The organism is Pseudomonas sp. RA_105y_Pfl2_P56 (assembly GCF_963970845.1).
In the GTDB taxonomy this organism is placed as follows: Bacteria; Pseudomonadota; Gammaproteobacteria; order Pseudomonadales; family Pseudomonadaceae; genus Aquipseudomonas; species Aquipseudomonas baetica_A.
The window spans coordinates 24,926-43,614 of record NZ_CAXAPL010000001.1 but is presented as its reverse complement, the minus strand read 5'-3'; the positions used below and the strand labels follow the sequence as shown (position 1 = coordinate 43,614).

14 protein-coding genes are annotated in these 18,689 nt (G+C 59.1%); 9 read left to right on the top strand and 5 right to left on the bottom strand.

The window, feature by feature from the left end; genetic code table 11:
* Window positions 1-5 precede the first annotated feature (5 nt).
* The 4 genes from AACY11_RS00165 to AACY11_RS00150 all read left to right on the top strand — a co-directional run bounded on the left by AACY11_RS00165 (window position 6) and on the right by AACY11_RS00150 (window position 5,925).
* On the top strand, window positions 6-608 hold the full coding sequence (locus AACY11_RS00165; protein ID WP_339431269.1) for a DsbA family protein: 603 nt from the start codon (window positions 6-8) through the stop codon (window positions 606-608).
* Window positions 601-2,418, top strand: coding sequence for an ABC transporter ATP-binding protein (locus AACY11_RS00160; protein ID WP_339493579.1), 1,818 nt, complete (start codon window positions 601-603; stop codon window positions 2,416-2,418). Before AACY11_RS00165 ends, AACY11_RS00160 begins: the two co-directional genes overlap by 8 nt.
* 209 nt (window positions 2,419-2,627) lie before the next feature.
* Entirely contained in the window at window positions 2,628-5,087 is a 2,460-nt protein-coding gene (locus AACY11_RS00155) for an EAL domain-containing protein (RefSeq protein WP_339493577.1), read from the top strand.
* 79 nt (window positions 5,088-5,166) lie between these two features.
* The gene (locus AACY11_RS00150) at window positions 5,167-5,925 is read left to right on the top strand and encodes a TenA family transcriptional regulator (RefSeq protein ID WP_260455454.1); all 759 of its coding nucleotides are present in this window, start codon (window positions 5,167-5,169) and stop codon (window positions 5,923-5,925) included.
* Window positions 5,926-6,041: 116 nt separating this feature from the next.
* Here AACY11_RS00150 and AACY11_RS00145 read toward each other — a convergent pair whose 3' ends face one another.
* The 5 genes from AACY11_RS00145 to AACY11_RS00125 form a co-directional block, all read right to left on the bottom strand.
* A complete protein-coding gene (locus tag AACY11_RS00145; RefSeq protein WP_339431140.1) occupies window positions 6,042-6,968 on the bottom strand; it encodes a GGDEF domain-containing protein in 927 nt (308 codons plus the stop codon).
* A 361-nt stretch (window positions 6,969-7,329) separates the two neighbouring features.
* On the bottom strand, window positions 7,330-8,070 hold the full coding sequence (locus tag AACY11_RS00140) for a YciK family oxidoreductase (protein WP_339493576.1): 741 nt from the start codon (window positions 8,068-8,070) through the stop codon (window positions 7,330-7,332).
* A gap of 75 nt (window positions 8,071-8,145) precedes the next feature.
* Window positions 8,146-8,817, bottom strand: coding sequence for an N-acetylmuramic acid 6-phosphate phosphatase MupP (gene mupP / locus AACY11_RS00135; RefSeq protein ID WP_221729267.1), 672 nt, complete (start codon window positions 8,815-8,817; stop codon window positions 8,146-8,148).
* A gap of 4 nt (window positions 8,818-8,821) precedes the next feature.
* The gene (gene ubiG, locus AACY11_RS00130; RefSeq protein ID WP_221729266.1) at window positions 8,822-9,520 is read right to left on the bottom strand and encodes a bifunctional 2-polyprenyl-6-hydroxyphenol methylase/3-demethylubiquinol 3-O-methyltransferase UbiG; all 699 of its coding nucleotides are present in this window, start codon (window positions 9,518-9,520) and stop codon (window positions 8,822-8,824) included.
* A 56-nt stretch (window positions 9,521-9,576) separates the two neighbouring features.
* Window positions 9,577-10,911, bottom strand: a complete 1,335-nt coding sequence (locus tag AACY11_RS00125) for a TRZ/ATZ family hydrolase (RefSeq protein WP_339431144.1) — start codon at window positions 10,909-10,911, stop codon at window positions 9,577-9,579.
* Between the two features lie 108 nt (window positions 10,912-11,019).
* On the opposite strand from AACY11_RS00125, the gene mtnA reads away from it, so the two are divergent.
* The 5 genes from mtnA (at window position 11,020) to hisC (ending at window position 18,674) form a co-directional block, all read left to right on the top strand.
* A complete protein-coding gene (gene mtnA / locus AACY11_RS00120) occupies window positions 11,020-12,096 on the top strand; it encodes an S-methyl-5-thioribose-1-phosphate isomerase (RefSeq protein WP_339493721.1) in 1,077 nt (358 codons plus the stop codon).
* A 373-nt stretch (window positions 12,097-12,469) separates the two neighbouring features.
* A complete protein-coding gene (gene gyrA, locus AACY11_RS00115; RefSeq protein WP_221729263.1) occupies window positions 12,470-15,259 on the top strand; it encodes a DNA gyrase subunit A in 2,790 nt (929 codons plus the stop codon).
* Between the two features lie 110 nt (window positions 15,260-15,369).
* The gene (gene serC / locus AACY11_RS00110) at window positions 15,370-16,455 is read left to right on the top strand and encodes a 3-phosphoserine/phosphohydroxythreonine transaminase (RefSeq protein WP_339431146.1); all 1,086 of its coding nucleotides are present in this window, start codon (window positions 15,370-15,372) and stop codon (window positions 16,453-16,455) included.
* Window positions 16,455-17,549, top strand: coding sequence for a prephenate dehydratase (gene pheA / locus AACY11_RS00105; protein WP_027620100.1), 1,095 nt, complete (start codon window positions 16,455-16,457; stop codon window positions 17,547-17,549). Before serC ends, pheA begins: the two co-directional genes overlap by 1 nt.
* A gap of 12 nt (window positions 17,550-17,561) precedes the next feature.
* Window positions 17,562-18,674, top strand: a complete 1,113-nt coding sequence (gene hisC, locus AACY11_RS00100; RefSeq protein WP_339493574.1) for a histidinol-phosphate transaminase — start codon at window positions 17,562-17,564, stop codon at window positions 18,672-18,674.
* The last annotated feature ends 15 nt before the right edge of the window (window positions 18,675-18,689 follow it).

The window sequence follows — 18,689 nt, the reverse complement described above, 5'->3', positions numbered from 1 at the left end:
ATCCGATGTGTTCCTGGTGCTGGGGGTTTGCCCCGGTGGCCAAGGCTCTGGTCGAGCAGGCCCAGGCGGCCGGGGTGGAGTTGCACCTTGTCGTTGGCGGGTTGCGTACCGGCAGCGGTTCGGCGCTGGAGCCGACCACTCGACGCTACATTCTCGAGCATTGGCAGGCAGTGACCGAGGCCACCGGCCAGCCATTCAAGTTTGAAGGCGCGTTGCCCGATGGTTTTGTCTACGACACCGAGCCTGCCTGCCGTGCGATCGTCACCGCACGCAGCCTGGCGCCGGATTGTGCGTGGACATTGGTCGGACTGATTCAGCAGGCGTTTTACACCGAAGGCCGCGACGTCACCCAAGCCAGCGTGCTGGTGGAACTGGCCGAGCAGGCCGGCGTGCCACGGATCGAATTTGCCGCACTGTTTGATCGCGCCGATCAGCACGAAGCCACGGCGGCGGATTTCAATTGGGTGCAGGATCTGGGCATCGCCGGGTTCCCGACGTTGCTGGCCGAACGCAATGGCCAACTGGCGCTGCTGACCAATGGCTATCAACCGCTCAGCGAGCTGTCGCCGTTGCTCGGTCGCTGGCTGGAGCGCGCAGCCTGTGCCTGACCTGGCCGATGACACGCCAGCCGTAAAGCGTGTCGACCGGCTGAGCTGGGCAGAAGTCCGGCGCTTGGCACTGCATCATAAAAAATCCCTGTGGATCGCCAACGGCGTGGCCGTGCTGGCGACGCTGTGCAGCGTGCCGATTCCATTATTGCTGCCCTTGCTGGTGGACGAAGTGCTGCTCGGCCACGGCGACGCCGCGCTGAAAGTCATGAATCAGGTGCTGCCGTCGATGTGGCAGCAAGCGGCGGGCTACATCGGCCTGATGCTGGTGGTCACGCTGACCCTGCGCTGCAGCGCCCTGTGTTTTGGCGTGTTGCAGGCGCGACTCTTCGCGCGTCTGGCCAAAGACATCGTCTACCGCATCCGTGTGCGGCTGATCGAACGCCTCAAACGCATTTCCCTCGGTGAATACGAAAGCCTGGGCAGCGGGACCGTGACCACGCACCTGGTCACCGATCTGGACACCCTCGACAAGTTTGTGGGCGAAACCCTCAGCCGTTTTCTGGTGGCGATGCTGACTCTGGTTGGCACAGCAAGCATTCTGATGTGGATGCACTGGAAACTGGCGCTGCTGATTCTGTTGTTCAACCCGCTGGTGATCTACGCCACGGTGCAGTTGGGCAAGCGGGTCAAACACCTGAAAAAACTCGAGAACGACAGCACCGCGCGCTTCACTCAGGCGCTGAGCGAAACCCTCGATTCGATCCAGGAAGTGCGAGCGGGTAACCGTCAGGGCTATTTCCTCGGGCGGTTGGGTCTGCGGGCACAGGAAGTGCGTAACTACGCGGTCAATTCGCAGTGGAAAACCGACGCGTCCAACCGCGCCAGTGGCTTGCTGTTCCAGTTCGGCATCGACATCTTCCGCGCGGCGGCGATGCTCACCGTGTTGTTTTCCGATCTGTCGATTGGCCAGATGCTCGCGGTGTTCAGTTACCTGTGGTTCATGATTGGCCCGGTCGAACAGTTGTTGAATCTGCAATACGCCTACTACGCGGCGGGCGGTGCGCTGGCGCGGGTCAACGAATTGCTGGCGCGTGCCGATGAGCCACAATATCCGGGGGGTGTCGACCCGTTCAAAGGGCGCGAAACCGTCGGTATTGAAGTGCAGGGCCTGTGTTTCGGTTACGGCGATGAGCTGGTGCTGGATCAGATGAACCTGTCTATCGCGCCCGGCGAAAAAGTCGCGATTGTTGGCGCCAGTGGCGGTGGCAAAAGTACCTTGGTGCAATTGCTGTTGGGGTTGTACACGCCGCTCGCGGGCACCGTCCGTTTCGGTGGGTCGACCCAGCAGGAAATCGGTCTGGAGATCGTTCGGGAAAACGTTGCGGTGGTGTTGCAGCATCCGGCGCTGTTCAACGACACCGTGCGCGCCAACCTGACCATGGGGCGCACACGCAGTGACGAAGCCTGTTGGCAGGCGCTGGAAATCGCCCAGCTCGAACCCGTCATCCGTGCCTTGCCGGACGGCCTCGACAGCATCGTCGGGCGCTCCGGCGTGCGCCTGTCCGGCGGGCAGCGTCAGCGTCTGGCGATTGCGCGGATGATCCTGGCCGAGCCCAAAGTGGTGATCCTCGACGAAGCCACCTCGGCCCTCGATGCCGCCACCGAATACAACCTGCATGAAGCCATGGCGCGGTTCCTCAATGGTCGCACCACACTGATCATTGCCCACCGCTTGTCGGCGGTAAAACAGGCGGATCGGGTGGTGGTGTTCGATGGCGGACAAGTGGCCGAAGACGGCGATCATCAGCAGTTAATTGCCGATGGCGGGCTGTATGCCAAACTGTATGGCCACTTGCAGCAGATATAGTGCTCTTGAGTTTTTTGCGCGTTTGTGTGCTTAGTGTTTGAATTGCTTAAAATAAAAAACACCGAAACGCGTTGACAGGCAGCAGGTTGCGCAATCGGCAGTGAAGACGGCCGAGCAGTCGCTTCGACATGCCGAAAATTAGCCTAGGCTGAGCTGTCAGGAGCGGTATTTCCCGGTGTATATCTGGCAGTGCTTGCGCAAGGGACCTCATGAATCAGAAGCGGACTCTCGGAACGCCACGGTTGTTGGGCATCGTCTGGCCATTCATTGCTGTCGTGTTGTTTCAGGCTTTATTGGGAGGGATGAGTCTTTACGTGCTGTCGGCCGTTCGCGGTTATGTCGCGGGTGAGAGCCTCTGGTCCAAGGGGCAGAAAGACGCCATTTACTACCTCAATCTGTACGCCGACAGTCGTGACGAAACGATTTTTCTCAAGTACAAAAAGGCGATTGCCGTGCCTCAGGGCGGCCATGAGCTGCGCCTGGCACTGGATCACCAACCGCCGGACCTGACCGCTGCACGCGAAGGCATTCTCAAGGGCGGCAACCACCCGGACGACGTCCCCAGCCTGATCTGGCTGTACCTCAACTTCCGCCATTTCAGTTATCTGGAAACCGCAATCGACCGCTGGACGGTGGGTGACGCTTATCTGGTCGAACTCAATGACGTGGCGCGCGAAATGCACCAGAGCATCTTGCAGAACGCTGCCAGCAGTGCCGATATCCGGCGCTGGAAGACGCGGATTCTGGCGATCAACGATGGCGTGACCCCGGCGGCGAAAGCGTTCAGTGATGCCCTGGGTGAAGGCTCGCGGATGATCTTGCGCCTGCTCTTGTTCACCAACCTGGCCACGGCGCTGGGGCTTATCGTGCTGGCTTTATGGCGCACGCACAAACTGCTCAAACAACGCCATGCTTTTGCCCAGGCCCTTCAGTTGGAGAAGGATCGGGCGCATGTCACGCTGCAGTCGATTGGCGATGGCGTCATCACCACCGACGTTTCCGGCGCCATCGATTACATGAACCCCGCCGCCGAAGCCATGACCCACTGGAAGGCCGAGCAGGCAGCCGGTCTGCCGCTGGCGGCGCTGTTCAACTTGCTTGACGACAATGCCCAGGCCGAAGGCCTGACCCTGATCGAACATATTCTTAGTGGCCATCTCAGTGGCGGCAGTGAACACTCCAAACTGATTCAGCGCCTGGATGGCAGCACGCTGTCGGTGACGCTGGTCGGTGCGCCGATTCGCAATGCCGGGAACGTCAGCGGTACCGTGCTGGTGCTGCACGACATGACCCAGGAACGGCAATACATCGCCAATCTTTCGTGGCAGGCCACCCATGATGCGCTGACCGGGCTGGCGAACCGCCGTGAGTTCGAATATCGCTTGGAGCAAGCGCTGCATAACCTTTCGCGCCAGTCCGGGCGGCATGCGCTGATGTTCCTCGATCTGGATCAGTTCAAGTTGGTCAACGACACCTGCGGCCATGCCGCGGGTGATGAACTGTTGCGGCACATTTGCACCTTGCTGCAATCGGGGCTGCGTGAGGGCGACACCCTGGCGCGGCTCGGAGGTGACGAGTTCGGCATTCTGTTGGAAAACTGCGCGCCGCAAGCGGCGGAGAAAATTGCCGAGGCGCTGCGCCAGACCGTGCAGAACCTGCATTTTGTCTGGAAAGGGCGGCCATTCCTGACCACGGTGAGTATCGGCCTGGTGCATGTCGTGCAAACCCCGGCGACGCTGGAAGCTTCGCTGCGTGCTGCTGATATGGCCTGTTACATGGCCAAGGAAAAGGGCCGCAACCGTGTGCAGGTCTACCACGCTGACGATTCCGAACTGTCGCTGCGCTTTGGTGAAATGGCCTGGGTCCAGCGTCTGCACATGGCGCTGGAAGAGAACCGTTTTTGTCTTTACGCCCAGGAAATCTCACCGCTGAAGCCGAGTGACGGCAAGGGTGGGCACATTGAAATCCTGCTGCGTCTGCATGACGAGGCCGGACGGATGATTCTGCCGGACAGTTTCATTCCCGCCGCCGAACGTTATGGCTTGATGAGCCAGTTGGATCGCTGGGTCGTGCAAAACGTATTTAAGGTAATTGCTCAATGTATTGCACAAGAGCATAAAGGCCCATTAGCGATGTGTGCGATTAATCTGTCAGGTATTACTATAGGAGATGATGCGTTTTTGCACTTTCTGCGCGAACAGTTTGTTAACTATTCGATACCGCCTGAAATGATTTGTTTTGAAATTACTGAAACCAGTGCAATTTCAAACTTGGGCAGTGCAATTAGATTTATTAATGAACTCAAAGGCTTGGGTTGTTATTTCTCGTTGGACGACTTTTGTGCCGGAATGTCTTCATTCGCTTATCTGAAACATTTGCCTGTAGACTTCCTGAAGATCGACGGGAGTTTCGTAAAAGATATGCTGGACGACCCGATTAACCGAGCAATGGTCGAAGTGATCAATCACATCGGGCATGTCATGGGTAAGCAGACAATTGCCGAGTTTGTTGAAACAACCCAGATCGAGCAGGCATTGCTTGAAATTGGAGTGGATTACGCTCAGGGTTATGTCATCGAACGACCGCAATTGTTTACCTGTGACAGTTTGCAAAGTCGGCCCGCCAGACCGCAGCCGTTGTTGTTCAAAGCGCCTGGCACGTTCCGTTGAAGTCTCTCGCCGATCCTTACAATCACAAATCAAAAGGAGCCGAACAGTGATCGACACATTCAACCGAGCCGGACCGCTCATGGAAGCTGCAAGTTATCCAGGCTGGGCACAACAGCTGATTGAGGATTGCAGCGAGAGCAAGCGCCGGGTTGTCGAACATGAGTTGTACCTGCGCATGCGTGATAACAAGCTCAGCGCCAAAACCATGCGCCAGTACCTGATCGGGGGTTGGCCGGTGGTTGAGCAATTCGCTCTTTACATGGCGCAGAACCTGACCAAGACCAAATTCGCCCGTCACCCCGGTGAAGACATGGCGCGGCGCTGGCTGATGCGCAATATCCGCGTCGAGCTGAATCACGCCGATTACTGGGTGCACTGGAGTCGTGCGCACGGTGTGAGCCTGGAAGATCTGCAGGCCCAGCATGTGCCGCCCGAGCTGCACGCCTTGAGTCATTGGTGCTGGCACACCAGTTCGGCGGACTCGCTGATCGTGGCTATCGCGGCCACCAACTATGCAATCGAGGGCGCGACCGGGGAGTGGTCGGCACTGGTTTGTTCTACTGGCGTGTATGCCGCTGCATTCCCGGAGGAAGATCGAAAGCGGGCGATGAAGTGGTTGAAGATGCACGCGCAGTATGACGATGCCCACCCTTGGGAGGCGCTGGAAATCATTTGCACCCTGGCCGGCATGAATCCGAGCAAGGCCCTGCAGGTCGAGTTGCGTCAGGCGATCTGCAAGAGCTACGACTACATGTATCTGTTTTTGGAGCGTTGCATGCAGCTCGAAACATCCGAGCGTTTGTTGGTGCGCGAACGCAGGGCAGTAGTCGAAAGCTGATGTAACTGTGGGCGCGGGCTTGCTCGCGAAAGCGGTGTCGCAGTCTAGCAACTGCTGACTGACACACCCTGTTCGCGAGCAAGCCCGCTCCCACACTGTTTGGTCGTTCGGTAGAACTAACCCGCCATTGCCAATCGATTCCGGCCTTCACGCTTGGCCACATACAACGCACTGTCAGCGCGACGCAGCAGGCTTTCTGCCGATTCACCCGGCAGCAGGGTCGAGCAACCCAGGCTCACCGTCAGCTCGATCAACTGGCCGTCAGCGTAATATTCATTAGCCTGTGCGGCGTAGCGCAAACGCTCACCGACCAGAGCAGCCGCTTCCCGGCTGGTGTTGGACAGCAGGATCAGGAACTCTTCCCCGCCATAACGAAACACCATGTCGACGTTGCGCAATTGACCTTTGATTGAGGCGGCAACGGCTTTGAGTACGTCATCGCCAGCGCTATGCCCGTGACTGTCGTTGACCCGCTTGAAATGGTCGATATCCAGCATCAATACCGACAATGGTTGCAGATGGCGACGTGACATCTCGATTTCGCGTTGCAGGGTCTGGTCCATCGCAATACGGTTGCCGGCACCGGTGAGGGAGTCGCGCAGTGCGCTCTGGGTCGCCGCGCGGTATAACAGGGCGTTGCGCATCGGATACAGCAGCGACGACAGCAGCGATTCAAGATGCCCCTGCTCCTGATCGTTGAAGCGCTGATTACGGCGGAATACCAGTTCACCCATGTGCTCGCCTTCGTGGCTGAGGCTGTAGCTGACCGAGTGATGGCCTCGGGCGCCGAACTCCAGGCGCAGGTCACTGCCTTGATGCGTGTAGCTCAAGGCATCCAGTGGTACAAGGCGCTGAGCCTCGCGAAAAAACAGACCGAGAATGCGTTGCGGTTCAAGACTGGTTTGCAGTTGCAGGCTCAGTTGCTGGCGCAATTGCGCAAGACTGGCGGGCCGCTCCAGAAGAGGCGGCTGCTGACCGAAACCCAGGCGCTGCAATTTGGCACTGTCGAAGTCAATTGCATTGGTCTGGGAAGGTGATTTCATATGGCGTGAGCCCCTAAGCAGTAAGTCTGTCTTACAGGCTGGGTGAGAGCGGCTATGGGCTGCGTGTCGTACTGATCCATCAGTCCCGTAGGACATTTGGTGTAAGTCTAGTCTGCCTGATGACGATTAGTGAGCTATCGAATCAGGTCTTGCCCCATTGCCTTCACACGGCATGCTTTGAGGAAAATTAGAGCGAAAGTCGTGCCATTCAGTTCTGTTTTATTTAAAGCTATACGAATCAATAGCTTGGCTTTTCGGAAGACTAAGGTGTGCTGGATATTTGACTGTATTTTGACGGCCAATAACGGTTAATGCATGCCGTGACGGAAATCCGCCACGGCTACAAATGCGACGTATGGCATTACTGCGCGTTGAATGCCTGACCGTTGATGCCGGTGCTGTCTGGGCCCATCAGGTACAGGTAGACCGGCATGATTTCCTCGGGCGTCGGATTGTTCAGCGGATTTTCCCCCGGATAGGCTTGCGCGCGCATGCTGGTGCGAGTGCCGCCCGGGTTGATGCTGTTGGAGCGCACTGGCGCCACGCCGTCGACTTCATCGGCCAGGGTTTGCATCAGGCCTTCGGTGGCGAATTTCGAAACGCCATAGGCCCCCCAATAAGCACGGCCCTTGCGTCCGACGCTGCTCGAAGTGAACACCACCGAAGCATCCTGCGACAGCTTGAGCAGCGGCAGCAATGTGCAGGTCAACATGAACATGGCGTTGACGTTGACCTGCATGACACGCATGAAGTTTTCGCCGGACAACTGCTCGATGGGCGTGCGCGGGCCGATGATCGAGGCGTTATGCAGCAGGCCGTCGAGGTGGCCGAATTCAGCCTCGATCATTGCGGCCAGTTCATCGTACTGATGCGGCAGGGCGGTCTCGAGATTGAACGGAATCACCGCCGGCTGGGGGTGCCCGGCGGCTTCGATTTCGTCGTAGACCTGTGTCAGATGGGCTTCAGTCTTGCCCAGCAGCAAAACGGTTGCGCCATGGGCAGCGTAGGTTTTCGCGGCAGCCGCGCCGATGCCACGACCGGCACCGGTGACCAAAATGACCCGGTCCTTGAGCAATTCGGGACGAGCTGTGTAATCAAACATAAAAAACCTCATCAAGAGTCAGATCATTCCCACGCTCCGCATGGGAAAGCAGCCAATGACGCTCTGCGTCAAGTCTCAGCAACTGCAGAGCGCGCTATCGAGCACCTTGCGCAACTCCAGAGGATGATCCACCACCACATCCGCGCCCCAATGCCGCGGGTTGTCGTCGGGATGGATGTAGCCAAACGTCACCGCACAAGTCTTGGTGCCAGCGTCGCGCCCGGATTCGATATCGCGCAGATCATCGCCCACAAACAAAACCGTCGACGGATCCAGATCAAGCATCTTGCACGCCAGGATCAGCGGCTCCGGATCCGGCTTGCTGTTTTTGACATGATCCGGGCAGATCAGCAGCGCCGAACGCTCGGCCAGTCCCAACTGCTGCATGATCGGCTCGGCGAAGCGCAGCGGCTTGTTGGTCACCACGCCCCAGATCAAGTTAGCCTTTTCGATATCAGCCAGCAGTTCGCCCATGCCGTCGAACAGCTTGCTGTGCACCGCGCAGCCGACGAGGTAGCGCTCGAGGAATTCCAGGCGCAACTCTTCAAACCCCGGCGATTCCGGGTCCATCGAAAACGTCACCGCAACCATGGCTTTGGCGCCGCCGGAGATCTCGTCGCGGATGTGCTTGTCGTTGATTGGCGGCAAACCACGATCTGCGCGCATCGCCTGGCAGATGGCGATGAAGTCCGGTGCGGTGTCGAGCAGGGTGCCGTCCATGTCGAAAAGGACTGCTCTGATGGCCATCGGCTTATTCCTCGCGCAGGGTCTGGATCATGTAGTTGACGTCAACGTCGTTGGCCAGCTTGTAGTGCTTGGTCAGCGGGTTGTAAGTCAGGCCGATGATGTCCTTGACGGTCAGGCCGGCCATGCGGCTCCAGGCGCCAAGCTCGGACGGGCGGATGAATTTCTTGAAGTCGTGGGTGCCACGCGGCAGCAACTTCATGATGTATTCGGCGCCGATGATGGCGAACAGGTAGGCCTTCGGGTTGCGGTTGATGGTCGAGAAGAACACCTGGCCGCCGGGTTTGACCATGCGGAAGCAGGCGCGAATGACCGACGAAGGATCCGGCACATGTTCGAGCATTTCGAGGCAGGTGACCACGTCGAATTGCTCGGGCATTTCTTCAGCCAGGTCTTCGGCGGTGATCTGGCGGTATTCGACGCTGACGCCGGATTCCAGTTGATGCAATTGCGCGACCGCCAGCGGCGCTTCGCCCATGTCGATGCCCATTACGGTGGCACCGCGTTGGGCCATGGCTTCGCTGAGGATGCCGCCGCCGCAACCAACGTCGAGCACTTTCTTGCCGGCCAGGTTGACCCGTTCGTCAATCCAGTTGACCCGCAGCGGGTTGATGTCGTGCAGTGGTTTGAATTCGCTTTCACGGTCCCACCAGCGATGGGCCAGGGCTTCGAATTTGGCGATTTCGGCGTGGTCGACGTTGCTCATGTTCCATTCCTCTAAAACTTGAAAAAGGTTGTAGCTGCGCAGGTTATGCGCAGTGTTTACGATTCGGTGTGGCCGCTGATGCGTTGGCCCCAGGCACGGGCGGTGGCGCCCAGTTGTGCCTCATCCAGGCGTGTCAGGCGCCGGTCGTCGAGCAGTTGCTTGCCGTCAACCCACAGGTGTTTCACGCAGTCGCGGCCGGTGGCATATATAAGCTGCGAAACCGGGTCATAGACTGGTTGCTGCGCCAGGCCCGACAGGTCGAAGGCGACGATGTCGGCGGCTTTGCCGATTTCCAGCGAGCCGACTTGCGCTTCGATCCCCAGCGCTCGGGCACCATTGAGCGTGGCCATGCGCAGGGCGCGGTGGGCGTCCAGCGCGGTGGCAGAGCCGGCGACGGCCTTGGCCAGCAGCGCGGCAGTGCGGGTTTCACCCAGCAGGTCGAGATCATTGTTGCTCGCCGCACCGTCAGTGCCGACAGCCACATTCACACCCGCCTGCCACAATCGCTCGATCGGGCAAAAACCGCTGGCCAGTTTGAGGTTCGATTCGGGGCAGTGGATCACGCTGGTGTTGCTTTCTACCAGTAACGCCAGATCGTCATCGCTGATCTGGGTCATGTGTACGGCCTGGAAGCGCGGGCCAAGCAGGCCCAGGCGGCCGAGGCGGGCCAGTGGCCGCTCGCCGCGTTGTTCTACCGCTTGCTGCACTTCGAAGGCGGTTTCGTGGACGTGCATGTGGATCGATGCATCCAGTTCCTCGGCAATCACGCGGATCTTCTCGAGGTTCTCATCGCTGACGGTATAGGGTGCATGGGGGCCGAAGGTGATCTTGATCCGTTCGTGGTGCTTCAGATCACCGAACAACTCGACGCCCTGACGAATGGCTTCATCAGCGTTGCTGGCGCCGGGTATCGGGAAGTCGAGGACAGGAATCGCGATCTGCGCGCGAATGCCGCTGTTGTGCACGCACTCGCTGGCAACTTTCGGGAAGAAATACATGTCCGAGAAACAGGTGATGCCGCCCTTGATCTGTTCGGCGATGGCCAGATCAGTACCGTCTCGGACAAAATCTTCATCGACCCATTTGGCTTCGGCTGGCCAGATGTGATTTTCCAGCCAGGTCATCAGCGGCAAGTCATCGGCCAGACCGCGGAACAGTGTCATTGCGGCGTGGCCGTGAGCATTGATCAGACCGGGGCTGAGCAGCATGTCCGGCAATTCGCGGATTTGTGTGGCGTTACACTTCAATGCTTCGGCGCGCGGGCCGATAAACACGATGCGACCGTCGCGGATGCCCAGACCGTGCTCCTTGAGCACAACGCCTGCAGGTTCGACGGGTACCAGCCAGGTCGGCAGCAATAGTAAGTCGAGCGCAATGGCAGGTTTCGGCATCGAGGGTCGGTTCCAGTGCTTTTGTAAAGGATGGCGAAGTATACCCGAGCGTCTTCGCGGGGGGATCGCTATAATCGGCGGCTTTTGTTCATGAGTGCGGGGTTAGGGATGCGCGATCGACTGTTGGCTGCGGAGAAAGTGAAGGCCATCGATTGGCGAGACGGCGCGCTCCACCTGCTGGATCAGCGTATTTTACCGTTCGAGGAAACCTGGATCGCCTGCACCAGCGCCGCCGGCGTGTCCGAGGCGATTCGCTCAATGGTGGTGCGTGGCGCGCCAGCCATCGGCATCAGTGCCGCCTATGGCATCGTGCTCGCGGCTCGTGCGCGGATTGTCGAGGGTGGCGATTGGCGTGCGGTGCTGGAAGAGGACTTCGCGCTGTTGGCCGGCTCTCGTCCGACCGCGGTCAACCTGTTCTGGGCGCTGGGCCGCATGCGTGATCGGCTTGAGCGCCTGAAAGACAATGCCGATCCGCTGGCGGCACTGGAAGCCGAGGCGATCTCAATTCATGAAAGTGACCGCGAAGCCAACCTGACCATGGCGCAACTGGGTGTCGACCTGATTCGCAAGCATCAGGGCAATGCTCAGGCGATTCTCACCCACTGCAACACTGGCGCGCTGGCGACGGGCGGATTCGGTACAGCGCTGGGTGTCATTCGTGCGGCGTTCCTTGAAGGTATGGTTGAGCGCGTTTACGCCGACGAAACCCGCCCGTGGCTGCAAGGCTCGCGCCTGACGGCCTGGGAGTTGGTCAATGAAGGTGTCCCGGTGACCCTTAATGCCGACTCTGCCGCCGCACACATCATGAAAACCAAAGGTGTGACCTGGGTAATCGTCGGTGCTGACCGGATCACCGCCAACGGCGACGTGGCGAACAAGATCGGCACCTATCAACTGGCGGTCAATGCGATGCACCACGGCGTACGTTTCATGGTCGTGGCGCCGAGTTCGACCATCGACATGAACCTGGCCAGTGGTGATGACATCCCGATTGAGGAGCGTGACGGCGCCGAGTTGCTGGAGGTGGGCGGCAAGCGTGTCGGCGCAGATGTCGAGGCGTTCAATCCGGTGTTTGACGTGACGCCGGCGGATCTGATCGACGCGATCGTTACCGAGAAGGGCATCGTCGAGCGTCCGGATACCGCGAAAATGGCCCAGTTGATGTGTCGCAAACGCCTGCATTAACGGGCTGTTGTGCCTCAAAGGTCCCCATCGCTGGCTTGTCAGCGATGGGGCCTTAAAAGTCAATAAACATACGTAAACAAGCCTCCGATTCTGCATTCGAAGAGGCTCTAAGCGTCTCTCGTCCCCCTTTCAGGCGATTACCGGCCAACTAACTATGCTCCATGCGCTTGTGGGGGATAGGTGCGTGGCGGCGATTGTGGTAGCATCCGGCGTTTTCCGAGGCAGTCCCACGGGGTTGTCTTCACTGCGCAAATCCAGGGTCCAACTTGTTGATTTGTCGTAAGTCGGCGCATGGCACTCAGCCTGCATCGACGAGCTTCGTGATCCCTATGGATATGACGAGGTTTCACCAGAAAAAGGAATCAGGCTTCTCATGGGCGAACTGGCCAAAGAAATCCTCCCGGTCAATATCGAAGACGAGCTGAAACAGTCCTACCTCGATTACGCGATGAGCGTGATCGTCGGCCGTGCACTGCCGGATGCGCGCGATGGCTTGAAGCCCGTGCACCGTCGCGTGCTGTTCGCGATGAGCGAGCTGGGCAACGACTTCAACAAGCCGTACAAGAAATCTGCCCGTGTTGTCGGTGACGTGATCGGTAAGTATCACCCGCACGGTGATACAGCGGTCTACGACACCATCGTCCGTATGGCGCAGCCATTCTCGCTGCGTTATCTGCTGGTCGACGGTCAGGGCAACTTCGGTTCGGTGGACGGCGACAACGCCGCGGCCATGCGATACACCGAAGTGCGCATGACCAAGCTGGCGCACGAGCTGCTGGCTGACCTGCACAAGGAAACCGTCGACTGGGTGCCGAACTACGACGGCACCGAAATGATCCCGGCGGTCATGCCGACCCGTATTCCCAACCTGCTGGTCAACGGTTCCAGCGGTATTGCCGTGGGCATGGCGACCAACATCCCGCCGCACAACCTCGGTGAAGTCATCGACGGTTGCCTGGCACTCATCGACAATCCCGAGCTGACTGTCGACGAGCTGATGCAATACATTCCCGGTCCGGACTTCCCGACCGCCGCGATCATCAACGGTCGCGCCGGTATCATCGAAGCCTACCGCACCGGTCGCGGGCGCATTTACATGCGTGCGCGTTCGATCGTTGAAGACATCGACAAGGTCGGTGGCCGTCAGCAGATCGTCATCACCGAACTCCCTTACCAGTTGAACAAGGCGCGTCTGATCGAGAAGATCGCCGAGCTGGTAAAAGAGAAGAAACTCGAAGGCATCACCGAACTGCGCGACGAGTCCGACAAGGACGGTATGCGCGTCGTGATCGAACTGCGTCGCGGCGAAGTGCCAGAGGTGATCCTCAACAACCTCTACGCCCAGACCCAACTGCAATCGGTGTTCGGCATCAACATCGTTGCGCTGATCGACGGCCGTCCGCGGATCCTCAACCTCAAGGATCTGCTGGAAGCCTTCGTTCGTCACCGTCGCGAAGTCGTCACCCGTCGCACCGTGTTCGAACTGCGTAAAGCCCGCGAGCGTGGTCACATCCTTGAAGGTCAGGCCGTTGCCCTGTCGAACATCGACCCGGTGATCGCCCTGATCAAGGCGTCGCCAACGCCGTCGGAAGCCAAGGAAGCGCTGATCAGCACGCCTTGGGAATCCTCGGCGGTGGTGGCGATGGTTGAGCGTGCCGGTGCCGATTCGTGCCGTCCGGAAAACCTTGATCCGCAATACGGTCTGCGCGAGGGCAAGTACTTCCTGTCGCCAGAACAGGCGCAAGCCATTCTGGAACTGCGTCTGCACCGCCTGACCGGCCTGGAACACGAAAAGCTGCTGGCCGAGTATCAAGAGATCCTCAACCAGATCGGCGAGCTGATCCGCATCCTCAACAGTGCCGTGCGCCTGATGGAAGTGATCCGCGAAGAGCTGGAAGTGATCCGTGCCGAATACGGCGATCAGCGTCGCACCGAGATTCTCGATGCACGCCTCGACCTGACTCTGGGCGACATGATCCCGGAAGAAGAGCGCGTTGTGACCATTTCCCACGGTGGCTACGCCAAGACCCAGCCGCTGGCTGCGTACCAGGCTCAGCGTCGTGGCGGTAAAGGCAAATCGGCGACTGGCGTCAAGGATGAGGACTACATTGCTCACCTGCTGGTTGCCAACAGTCACTCCACGCTCTTGCTGTTCTCCAGCAAAGGCAAGGTGTACTGGCTGAAGACTTACGAAATTCCTGAGGCATCGCGTGCCGCGCGGGGTCGTCCGCTGGTCAATCTGCTGCCGCTGGAAGCCGATGAAACCATCACCACGATGCTGCAGATCGACCTCGAAGCCCTGCAAAAACGCGCCGGTGCTGACGATGAAGATGATGCCGACGATGTGATCATCGAAGGCGAAGTGGTTGAAGCTGAAGAAGCTGCCGAACTGGAAGAAATCGACGGCGAAACGGCCGAACTGGTCGCTGAGCCGACTGGCGAATTCATCTTCATGGCCACGGCTTCCGGTACCGTCAAGAAGACGCCGCTGGCACGCTTCGCCCGTCCGCGCTCCAATGGCTTGATCGCCCTGAAGCTGAAGGAAGGTGACACGTTGATCGCGGCTGCCATCACCGATGGCGCGAAAGAAATCATGCTGTTCTCCGACGCTGGCAAGGTGATTCGTTTCGCTGAAGCCGCCGTGCGTGAAATGGGTCGTGGCGCTCGCGGTATCCGCGGCATGCGGATCCTCAAGGATCAGAAGCTGATCTCCATGCTGATTCCTGAGTCGGGCGCGCAGATTCTGACCGCTTCCGAGCGTGGTTTCGGCAAGCGCACCGCGCTGAGCAAATTCCCTCGCCGTGGTCGCGGTGGTCAGGGTGTGATTGCAATGGTCACCAAAGAGCGCAACGGCAAGCTCGTCGGTGCAATCCAGGTTCAGGAAGGCGAGGAAATCATGCTGATTTCCGATCAGGGCACGCTGGTGCGGACCCGCGTTGATGAAGTCTCCAGTCTGGGGCGCAACACCCAAGGGGTGACCCTGATCAAGCTGGCCACCGATGAAACGCTGGTCGGTCTGGAGCGGGTTCAGGAGCCGTCGGAAGTCGAGGGCGAGGAGCTTGAAGGTGAAGAAGGGCTGGTGTCCGGCGCGGAGGTCGTGATCGACGACGCTGTTGAAGATCAGCAACTCGACGCCGCAGCTGACGAAGAACCGCAGGAATAAGCGGACAAGCGAGGGGGCGGATGAGAATTCGCCCCCTTGTTATTTGTCCGGTATGAAAGTTTCAGAATGATCGAATTATTGTGTATCACCAAGTCAGAGCGAGATTGGATGTGAGCAAGCGAGCCTATAACTTCTGCGCCGGCCCTGCGGCGCTTCCTGAAGCTGTCCTGAAACGCGCTCAAGGTGAGCTCCTTGACTGGCACGGCAAGGGGCTGTCGGTCATGGAAATGAGCCATCGCAGCGATGAGTTCGTGTCCATTGCCAATCAGGCCGAGCAGGATCTGCGTGACCTGCTGAATATCCCTTCGAACTACAAAGTGCTGTTTCTGCAAGGTGGCGCGAGCCAGCAGTTTGCGCAGATTCCCCTGAACCTGCTGCCGGAAAATGGCTCGGCCGACTATATCGATACCGGTATCTGGTCGCAGAAAGCCATCGAAGAAGCCTCGCGCTACGGTCACGTCAACGTCGCCGCTACCGCCAAACCTTACGATTATTTCGCCATTCCGGGCCAGAACGAGTGGAATCTGTCCAAGGACGCCGCTTACGTTCACTACGCGCCGAACGAAACCATTGGCGGTCTGGAATTCCAGTGGATCCCGGAAACCGGCGACGTGCCGTTGGTGGCCGACATGTCTTCGGACATCCTTTCGCGTCCGGTCGATATTTCGCGTTTCGGCATGATCTACGCCGGTGCGCAGAAGAACATCGGTCCGAGCGGCATCGTGGTCAACATCATCCGCGAAGACTTGCTGGGCAAGGCGCGCTCGCTGTGCCCGACCATGCTCAACTACAAAGTCGCGGCCGATAACGGCTCGATGTACAACACCCCGCCGACTCTGGCCTGGTACTTGTCTGGTCTGGTATTCCAGTGGCTGAAAGAGCAGGGCGGCGTTGAAGCCATCGCCAGGCTGAACGATGTCAAGCAGCGCACGCTGTACGACTTCATCGACGCCAGCGGCCTCTACAGCAACCCGATCAACAAATCGGATCGCTCGTGGATGAACGTGCCATTCCGTCTCGCTGATGACCGTCTGGACAAGCCGTTCCTGGCTGGCGCTGATGAGCGCGGCTTGCTCAACCTCAAGGGTCACCGCTCTGTGGGCGGTATGCGCGCCTCCATCTACAACGCCGTCGACATCACCGCCGTCAATGCGCTGGTGGCCTACATGGCTGAATTCGAGAAGGAACACGGCTGATGTCCGAGCAAGAACTCAAGGCACTGCGCGTTCGCATTGACGCTCTGGACACCAAAGTCCTCGAGCTGATCAGTGAGCGTGCGCGTTGCGCCCAGGAAGTCGCGCGAGTAAAGATGGCCTCGCTGGCCGAAGGCGAAGTGCCGGTGTTCTATCGTCCTGAGCGCGAAGCTCAGGTGCTCAAGCGTGTGATGGAGCGCAATCAAGGGCCGTTGGGCAACGAAGAGATGGCGCGGTTGTTCCGCGAAATCATGTCCTCGTGCCTGGCATTGGAGCAGCCACTGAAAGTGGCCTACCTCGGCCCTGAAGGCACCTTCACCCAAGCGGCGGCCATGAAGCACTTCGGTCACGCGGTGATCAGCAAGCCGATGGCGGCGATTGACGAAGTGTTTCGCGAAGTGGCCGCCGGTGCGGTGAACTTTGGCGTGGTGCCGGTGGAAAACTCCACCGAAGGCGCGGTCAATCACACGCTGGACAGCTTCCTCGAGCACGACATGGTGATCTGTGGCGAAGTCGAGCTGCGCATTCACCATCATCTGCTGGTCGGTGAAAACACCAAGACCGACAGCATCAGCCGCATCTATTCCCACGCGCAGTCGCTGGCCCAGTGCCGCAAGTGGCTGGACGCGCACTACCCGAATGTCGAGCGCGTGGCGGTGTCCAGCAACGCCGAAGCGGCCAAACGGGTTAAAGGTGAATGGAACTCGGCGGCGATTGCCGGTGATATGGCGGCTGGGCTCTATGGTCTGACCCGTCTGGCCGAGAAAATCGAGGATCGCCCGGACAACTCCACGCGCTTCCTGATGATCGGTAACCAGGAAGTGCCGCCGACCGGTGACGACAAGACGTCGATCATAGTGTCCATGAGCAACAAGCCTGGCGCGCTGCACGAGCTGCTGGTGCCGTTCCATGACAACGGCATTGACCTGACGCGCATCGAAACCCGTCCATCGCGCAGCGGCAAATGGACCTATGTGTTCTTTATCGACTTCGTCGGCCACCACCGTGATCCGTTGGTCAAAGGTGTACTGGAAAAGATCAGTCAGGAAGCGGTAGCACTCAAGGTGCTGGGTTCCTACCCGAAAGCAGTTCTCTAAGGGCGGTAGCAAATGAGTGGCAACTTCCTCGCTCTGGCACAGCCGGGCGTGCAACAACTCTCGCCGTACGTTCCGGGCAAGCCTGTGGACGAACTGGCGCGCGAGCTGGGTCTGGATCCGGCGAAAATCGTCAAACTGGCCAGCAACGAAAACCCGCTGGGCGCCAGTCCGAAAGCCTTGGCGGCCATCCGCGAAGAGCTGGCTGAGCTGACGCGTTACCCGGACGGCAACGGTTTTGCGTTGAAGTCCCTGCTGGCCGAGCAGTGTCGTGTCGAGCTGAACCAGGTCACTCTGGGCAACGGCTCCAACGATATTCTCGAATTGGTCGCGCGCGCGTACCTGGCGCCGGGCCTTAACGCCGTGTTCAGCGAGCATGCTTTCGCGGTGTACCCGATTGCGACTCAGGCTGTTGGCGCTCAGGCCAAAGTAGTCCCGGCCAAGGATTGGGGGCATGACCTGCCGGCCATGCTCGCGGCCATTGATGCCAATACCCGCGTGGTGTTTATCGCCAACCCGAACAACCCGACCGGTACCTGGTTCGGCGCAGAGGCGCTGGACGAGTTCCTGCAGGACGTTCCGGAGCATGTGCTGGTGGTGCTCGATGAGGCTTATATCGAATACGCCGAAGGCAGCGACTTGCCCGATGGTCTGGATTTCCTGGCGGCGTATCCGAATCTGCTGGTTTCGCGCACCTTCTCCAAGGCATACGGTCTGGCGGCATTGCGCGTGGGTTATGGTCTGTCCACGGCGGTGGTGGCGGACGTGCTGAACCGCGTGCGCCAGCCCTTCAACGTCAACAGCCTGGCCTTGGCTGCGGCCTGTGCAGCGCTGAAGGATGAGGAGTATCTGGCGCAAAGCCGTCAGCTCAATGAGGCCGGCATGCAACAACTGCAAGCAGGTTTTCGTGAGTTGGGTTTGCGCTGGATCGAATCCAAAGGCAACTTCGTTTGCGTCGACCTCGGCCAAGTGGCGGCCCCGGTGTTTCAAGGCTTGCTGGCTGAGGGCGTGATCGTGCGTCCGGTGGCTAACTACGGTATGCCGAATCACCTGCGGGTGACCATCGGTCTGCCGGCGGAAAACAGCCGCTTGCTCGAAGCGCTGCGCAAGGTTCTGGCTCGTGGGTGATGTCACTGCGTTGCA

Bases quoted from the DNA above. Each gene is read 5' to 3' on its own strand.
- mtnA (WP_339493721.1), top strand. From the start codon at position 11,020: ATGCGCGATCGACTGTTGGCTGCGGAGAAAGTGAAGGCCATCGATTGG.
- pheA (WP_027620100.1), top strand. From the start codon at position 16,455: ATGTCCGAGCAAGAACTCAAGGCACTGCGCGTTCGCATTGACGCTCTG.
- gyrA (WP_221729263.1), top strand. From the start codon at position 12,470: ATGGGCGAACTGGCCAAAGAAATCCTCCCGGTCAATATCGAAGACGAG.
- AACY11_RS00140 (WP_339493576.1), bottom strand. From the start codon at position 8,070: ATGTTTGATTACACAGCTCGTCCCGAATTGCTCAAGGACCGGGTCATT.
- ubiG (WP_221729266.1), bottom strand. From the start codon at position 9,520: ATGAGCAACGTCGACCACGCCGAAATCGCCAAATTCGAAGCCCTGGCC.
- AACY11_RS00125 (WP_339431144.1), bottom strand. From the start codon at position 10,911: ATGCCGAAACCTGCCATTGCGCTCGACTTACTATTGCTGCCGACCTGG.
- AACY11_RS00155 (WP_339493577.1), top strand. From the start codon at position 2,628: ATGAATCAGAAGCGGACTCTCGGAACGCCACGGTTGTTGGGCATCGTC.
- AACY11_RS00145 (WP_339431140.1), bottom strand. From the start codon at position 6,968: ATGAAATCACCTTCCCAGACCAATGCAATTGACTTCGACAGTGCCAAA.
- AACY11_RS00150 (WP_260455454.1), top strand. From the start codon at position 5,167: ATGGAAGCTGCAAGTTATCCAGGCTGGGCACAACAGCTGATTGAGGAT.
- hisC (WP_339493574.1), top strand. From the start codon at position 17,562: ATGAGTGGCAACTTCCTCGCTCTGGCACAGCCGGGCGTGCAACAACTC.
- mupP (WP_221729267.1), bottom strand. From the start codon at position 8,817: ATGGCCATCAGAGCAGTCCTTTTCGACATGGACGGCACCCTGCTCGAC.
- AACY11_RS00165 (WP_339431269.1), top strand. From the start codon at position 6: ATGTGTTCCTGGTGCTGGGGGTTTGCCCCGGTGGCCAAGGCTCTGGTC.